This window comes from Dermacoccus sp. UBA1591, assembly GCF_002322065.1.
GTDB classification, from domain to species: Bacteria; Actinomycetota; Actinomycetes; order Actinomycetales; family Dermatophilaceae; genus Dermacoccus; species Dermacoccus nishinomiyaensis.
Genome location: NZ_DCNR01000110.1, coordinates 66,912 through 73,418 on the forward strand (window position 1 = coordinate 66,912; position 6,507 = coordinate 73,418).

At 68.7% G+C, this 6,507-nt stretch carries 7 protein-coding genes and 1 pseudogene; 6 read left to right on the forward strand and 2 right to left on the reverse strand.

Annotated elements, in window-relative coordinates:
• Positions 1 to 19: 19 nt before the first annotated feature.
• Entirely contained in the window at positions 20 to 859 is an 840-nt protein-coding gene (locus B2284_RS12390; protein WP_083603765.1) for an ABC transporter permease, read from the reverse strand.
• Positions 856 to 1,599 (reverse strand): ABC transporter ATP-binding protein, encoded by a 744-nt coding sequence (locus tag B2284_RS12395; protein WP_286697585.1) that lies wholly within the window; start codon positions 1,597 to 1,599, stop codon positions 856 to 858. The genes B2284_RS12390 and B2284_RS12395 overlap by 4 nt, the downstream gene beginning before the upstream one ends.
• 151 nt (positions 1,600 to 1,750) lie before the next feature.
• On the opposite strand from B2284_RS12395, the gene B2284_RS12400 reads away from it, so the two are divergent.
• From B2284_RS12400 to B2284_RS12425, 6 genes and pseudogenes are all read left to right on the forward strand, one after another.
• Entirely contained in the window at positions 1,751 to 2,566 is an 816-nt protein-coding gene (locus B2284_RS12400) for a helix-turn-helix transcriptional regulator (RefSeq protein WP_286697586.1), read from the forward strand.
• Entirely contained in the window at positions 2,563 to 3,981 is a 1,419-nt protein-coding gene (gene sufB, locus B2284_RS12405; RefSeq protein WP_286697587.1) for a Fe-S cluster assembly protein SufB, read from the forward strand. Before B2284_RS12400 ends, sufB begins: the two co-directional genes overlap by 4 nt.
• Complete coding sequence (gene sufD, locus B2284_RS12410) at positions 3,981 to 5,192, forward strand: Fe-S cluster assembly protein SufD (protein WP_286697588.1); 1,212 nt, start codon at positions 3,981 to 3,983, stop codon at positions 5,190 to 5,192. Before sufB ends, sufD begins: the two co-directional genes overlap by 1 nt.
• Entirely contained in the window at positions 5,189 to 5,515 is a 327-nt protein-coding gene (locus B2284_RS12415; RefSeq protein ID WP_006945472.1) for a non-heme iron oxygenase ferredoxin subunit, read from the forward strand. Before sufD ends, B2284_RS12415 begins: the two co-directional genes overlap by 4 nt.
• A 49-nt stretch (positions 5,516 to 5,564) precedes the next feature.
• Positions 5,565 to 6,341 (forward strand): Fe-S cluster assembly ATPase SufC, encoded by a 777-nt coding sequence (gene sufC / locus B2284_RS12420; protein WP_286697589.1) that lies wholly within the window; start codon positions 5,565 to 5,567, stop codon positions 6,339 to 6,341.
• Between the two features lie 2 nt (positions 6,342 to 6,343).
• Positions 6,344 to 6,507 (forward strand): annotated as a pseudogene (locus B2284_RS12425) (cysteine desulfurase); the annotation flags it as partial.

Below are 6,507 nucleotides of genomic sequence, written 5' to 3' on the forward strand. Positions count from 1 at the left end.
CCACGCAGCAGGGAAAATTTCAGTCGGACCAGCGGAACAACCGCGACGCGGCGAACGTCAGCACAGCACCCCAGATGACGAGCACGACGAGGGGGAGCGCCAGCGCTCCCGAGCCGGTGAGCGCCGAGCGCAGACCGTCGCCGAGCGCGCCGGTGGGCAGGAAGCGCGCGATCGGCTCCCACCACGACGGGTACTGCGTGGTCGCGAGCAGCAGGCCACCGCCGACGGCGAGCAGGACCCACAGCAGGTTTGCGACGACGAGGACACCCTCGGCGCGGATCCGGCCCGCAACGACGAGAGCGAGCGCGACGAATACCCAGCACCCGAGCAGCAGGAACACGATGGCGAGCGGCACGCCCACCCAGTGCGGGTGCCAGCCGAGCACGAGCCCGAGCCCGCCGAGGACGAGCGTCTGCACCGCGACGACACCGGCGACCGCCACCGCCTTGGCGACGAGCAAGCCGCGGCTGCCGAGGGGCGTCACACCGAGCAGTCGCAGCACGCCGTAGCGTCGGTCGAAGCCCGTCGCGATGGCCTGGCCGGTGAACGCCGTCGACACCACGGCGAGCGCTAGGACGCCCGGCGTCGCGAGGTCGATCCGGCGCCCCGGGCCGAGATCCGGCGTCGAGGCGAAGTGCAGTCCGAGCAGGGCCATCGCCGGGAGCAGCAAGGAGACGAGCAGCTGCTCGCCGTTCGCGAGCAACGTGCGGCCCTCGAACGCCGCCTGGGCGCGCATCCGTCGGCCGGGCGCAGCCGCCCGGGTCGTTGCGTCAGCAGCCATCGAGCGCTTGGAGGGCACCTCGGCCATCGATGTCGTCGAGGACGCCGACGTCGCCGGGGTCGAATCGGGGCGGGTCATCGCGCGGCCTCCGTCAGGTCGAAGTAGACGTCCTCGAGGTCACGCCCGTGGGCGACAGCATCCAGCGTGCCCTGCGCCACGCACGTTCCCGCGTTCATGATGACGACGTGGTCGGCGAGGCGTTCAGCCTCCTCGAACGAATGCGTCGTGACGACGACGCTCGCGCCGCGGTCGCGTTCGTCGCTGATGATCGCCCACACCTCGCGGCGGGCGTGCGGGTCGAGGCCGGCGGTGGGTTCGTCGAGGAACAGCAGGTCGGGCTGCCCCACCATCGCCGCCGCGAGTGCGACCCGCTGGCGCTGGCCCCCGGACAGGCGTCGCACGCTCGTGCGGTTGAACGACGGGATCTCCAGGCGCGCGGCGAGCTCGTCGACGTCGCGGGGGGCGCGGTGGAACGACGCGAGGTGACGCAGCAGCGCCATCGGCTTGGTTCCCATCGGCAGCCCGCCGTCCTGCAGCATGACACCGACGCGCGCGCGATGATCGGCATCGGCGTTCCACGGTTCGACCCCGAGCACCTGGATGCTGCCCGAATCGGGGCGCCGCAGCCCCTCGGCCATCTCGATGACGCTCGTCTTGCCCGCGCCGTTGCGGCCGAGAACGGCCGTCACTCGACCGGCGGGAGCGCTCCACGACAGCCCGCGCAGGGCGGGGTTGCCGGAGTAGGCGTGCGTGACGTCGCGGATGTCGACGGCAGCCCTCGCGGCGCCGTCGTCGGGGCTTGGGGGCAGTTTTTGCACCCGTGAAGTCTACGCGCGACCCGGCGCCGGGCCCGGGCGCGTCGACTCCCGCGTCGAGGTGAGGTGAACCTCAGTTTCACTCTCCGAGGGAATTACGCAACATTGGTGTTGTTAATTTAGGTGTGAGCCGTTCACGCGAAGGAGGTCGACCATGAACACGCCCACGAACGTGAGCACGCAGCGGGCGGCCTCGAACGCAACGGCACCGGCCACCTCGACCCGCGAACGCGTCCGTACGGCCGTCTCCGAGCACGGCCCCGTGACGGCGGCCGAGCTGGGGCAGCGGATGAACCTCACGCCCGCGGCCATGCGCCGTCACCTCGACGCTCTGCTCGCTGACGGCCTCATCGCCGAACGCGAGGCCCCGACGACAGGTGCACGCCGGCGCGGTCGCCCTGCGCGCGCCTACGTCCTCACCGAAGCCGGCCACGGCGCGATGCCCGACGGCTACGACGCTCTCGCCTCGCAGGTCCTCGAGCACCTCATCGAGCTCGGGGGAGAGCAGGCACTCGTCGCCGTCGCGCAGGAACGTGCCCGCGAGCTGGCCCACAGCGTCCGTCCCGCCGTCGAGGCCGCCGGTTACGACCCCGACGCCCGCGCCGACGCCCTCGCACGCGCCCTGTCCCGTCAGGGCTTTGCCGCCTCGACGCGTCCCGTCGCGGAGGGAACCCCGCTCGCCGGCGTACAGCTGTGCCAGGGGCACTGCCCGGTGCAGCACGTCGCGGCGAGCCACCCCGAGTTCTGCGAGGCCGAGCGTGCCGCGTTCTCCGAGGTCCTGGGCGTGCACGTGCAGCGCCTGGCCTCCCTCGCGCACGGTGACCACGTCTGCACGACGTTCATCCCGACGCCCGCCGTGCCACGAGTGCAGGACGCCGGCCCGCCAGGACCGCACGCCGCGCCCGGCGTAAGCCGCCACCTCGACACCCCCGACCAGACCGACGCCCACCAGAAGAAGGAGCAGCGATGAGCACCATCGAAGAGCTCAACCCGGGTCTTGCCGACCTCGGCCGCTACGAGTACGGATGGGCGGACACCGACACCGCCGGCGCATCCGCGAAGCGTGGCCTCAACCCCGACATCGTCGCGGACATCTCGGACCGCAAGAACGAGCCGGAGTGGATGAGGAAGCTGCGCATGAAGTCGCTCGGCCTCTTCGAGAAGAAGCCGATGCCGAACTGGGGCAGCGACCTCACGGGCATCGACTTCCAGAACATCAAGTACTTCGTGAAGTCGACGGAGAAGCAGGCCACGACGTGGGACGAGCTTCCCGAGGACATCAAGAACACGTACGACAAGCTCGGCATCCCGGAGGCTGAGAAGCAGCGCCTCATCGCGGGCGTCGCCGCGCAGTACGAGTCTGAGGTCGTCTACCACCAGATCCGTGAGGACCTGGAGGAGAAGGGCGTCATCTTCGTCGACACCGACACGGGCCTGCGTGAGCACGAGGAACTCTTCCGCGAGTACTTCGGCACCGTCATCCCCGCCGGTGACAACAAGTTCGCCGCGCTCAACACGGCCGTGTGGTCGGGTGGCTCGTTCATCTACGTGCCGAAGGGTGTCCACGTCGACATCCCGCTGCAGGCCTACTTCCGCATCAACACGGAGAACATGGGCCAGTTCGAGCGCACGCTCATCATCGCCGACGAGGGCTCGTACGTTCACTACGTCGAGGGCTGCACCGCGCCGATCTACAAGACCGACTCGCTTCACTCGGCCGTCGTCGAGATCGTCGTGAAGAAGAACGCACGCGTGCGCTACACGACGATCCAGAACTGGTCGAACAACGTCTACAACCTCGTCACGAAGCGCGCCACCTGCGAGGAGGGCGCGACGATGGAGTGGATCGACGGCAACATCGGTTCCAAGGTGACGATGAAGTACCCGGCCGTCTTCCTCATGGGCGAGCACGCGCGCGGCGAGACGCTGTCGATCGCGTTCGCCGGCGAGGGCCAGCACCAGGACGCCGGCGCCAAGATGGTGCACGCCGCCCCGAACACGAGCTCGACGATCGTGTCGAAGTCCGTCGCCCGTGGCGGTGGCCGTACGTCGTACCGCGGTCTCGTGCAGGTGCTCGAGGGCGCCGAACACTCGAAGAGCTCCGTCGTCTGCGACGCGCTGCTCGTCGACCAGATCTCCCGCTCCGACACCTACCCCTACGTCGACGTCCGTGAGGACGACGTGCAGATGGGCCACGAGGCGACCGTCTCGAAGGTGTCCGAGGACCAGCTGTTCTACCTGCGCAGCCGCGGCCTGTCCGAGGAAGAAGCGATGGCGATGATCGTCCGCGGCTTCGTCGAGCCGATCGCCCGCGAGCTGCCGATGGAATACGCGCTCGAACTCAACCGTCTCATCGAACTCCAGATGGAAGGAGCCGTCGGCTGATGACCGCCGAGATCTCTGAACTGGGCAAGACCTCCCAGGCCACCCTCGCAGGCCAGCACACCGACGGCGGGTTCGTGCCGGACCAGTCGCGCGCCGAGCGCAAGAAGTCGTTCGACGTCGCCGACTTCGGCGTGCCGAGCGGGCGCGAGGAGGAGTGGCGCTTCACCCCCGTCGACCGCCTCTCGCCGCTGCTGGCCGAGAAGGTCACGGACGACGACGCGCTCAGCGTCACGATCGAGGGTGAGGGTTTCGAGACCGGCACGCTCGCGATCGGCGAGGCCCCGCGCGGCACCGTCCTGACGCCGGGCGACCGCGCGTCGGTGCTCGCGCACGCGCTGACGCAGGACGCGAGCCACCTCGTCATCCCCGCCGAGGCGGAGCTGACGCAGCCGGTGCGCCTGACGATCCACGGTGAGGGCGCCGACAAGCGCGCCAACGGCCATGTCGTCATCGAGGCCAAGCACCACTCGAAGGCTCTCGTCATCCTCGATCACACCGGCTCCGCGCAGGTGACGGCCAACGTCGAGATCATCACCGAGGACGGCGCCGATCTCACGCTCGTCTCCGTCCAACGCTGGGACGACGACGCGCTGCACCTCGCCGATCACACGGCCCTCGTCGGTCGTGACGCGTCATACCGCCACATCGCGGTGACGCTCGGTGGCGCCATCGTCCGCATGAACTCGAACGTCCGCTACGCGGGCCCCGGCGGCGAGGCGACGCTGCTCGGCGTCTACTTCTCCGACGCCGGTCAGCACCTCGAGCACCGCTCGTTCGTCGACCACAACGCGCCGCGCTGCACCTCCCTCGTCACGTACAAGGGCGCACTGCAGGGCGAGACGGCCCGTACCGTCTGGGTCGGTGACGTGCTGATCCGCGCCGAGGCCGAGGGCATCGAGACGTACGAGCTCAACCGCAACCTCGTCCTGACGGACGGCGCCCGAGCCGACTCCGTGCCGAACCTCGAGATCGAGACCGGCGAGATCGAGGGCGCCGGTCACGCGAGCTCGACGGGCCGTTTCGACGACGAGCAGTTGTTCTACCTGCAAGCACGCGGTATCCCCGAGGCCGAGGCGCGTCGTCTCGTCGTGCGTGGCTTCTTCGCGGACATCATCAACAAGATCGGTGTCCCCGAGGTCGTCGACCCGCTCATGCAGGCCATCGAGGCCGAACTCGCGGCGACGCAGGAGATCGTCGAGGAGCAGGCATGAGTGAGAACGTCGAGTGGGTCAACCTTGCGAGCGTCGAGGAGATCCCGCAGCCCGGCGCGATCAAGGTCGACGTCGACGACCTCGTCATCTGCCTCGCGAAGGACTCGAACGGCGTCATCCACGCGCTCGACGACACGTGCACGCACGCGGCCGTGTCCCTGTCCGAGGGTGAGGTCGACGACGACGGCATCGAGTGCTGGTTGCACGGCTCGAAGTTCAACTATGAGACGGGCAAGCCGATGAGCCTTCCCGCGATGCAGCCCGTCAACGTCTACCCGACGAAGATCGACGGCTCGGCCGTGTTCGTCGGCATCCCCGCCTGAGCCTGGCGCCGGCGCACCCACCAACTTTTCGAACGAAGGACGAAACACCATGTCTACGCTTGAGATTCGCGACCTCCACGTCACCGTCGAGACGGAGAACGGGACGAAGGAGATCCTCAAGGGCGTCAACCTGACGATCAACTCGGGGGAGACGCACGCCATCATGGGCCCGAACGGCTCCGGCAAGTCGACCCTCGCGTACTCGATCGCGGGTCACCCGAAGTACACGATCACCTCCGGCACCGTGACGCTCGACGGCGAGGACGTTCTCGCGATGGGCGTCGACGAGCGCGCCCGCGCCGGCGTCTTCCTCGCGATGCAGTACCCCGTCGAGGTTCCCGGCGTCACCGTCTCCAACTTCCTGCGCACCGCGAAGACGGCCGTCGACGGCGAGGCGCCGAGGCTGCGCACGTGGGTCAAGGACGTCAAGGACGCCATGGGCAACCTCAAGATGGATCCGGCGTTCGCCGACCGCAACGTCAACGAGGGCTTCTCCGGTGGCGAGAAGAAGCGCCACGAGATCCTCCAGATGGAGCTGCTCAAGCCGAAGATGGCGATCCTCGACGAGACCGACTCCGGCCTCGACGTCGACGCGCTGCGCATCGTCTCCGAAGGCGTGAACCGCGCCAAGGCGGAGACGAACTGCGGCGTCCTGCTCATCACGCACTACACGCGCATCCTGCGCTACATCAAGCCCGACCACGTGCACGTGTTCGTGAACGGCCGCGTCGCCGAGGAGGGTGGCCCCGAGCTGGCCGACCGTCTCGAGGCCGAGGGCTACGACCGGTACGTCAACGCGGCGGTCGGCAGCGAGGTCAAGGCCTGATCATGACTGACGTTTCGTTCGACGCGGCGCGCGTGCGAGAGGATTTTCCCGTGCTCGCGCGCCGCATCCGCGACGGCAAGCCGCTGGTCTACCTCGACTCCGGCGCGACGTCGCAGAGCCCCGAAGCCGTCATCACGGCCGAGGGTGATTTCTACCGGACGGTGAA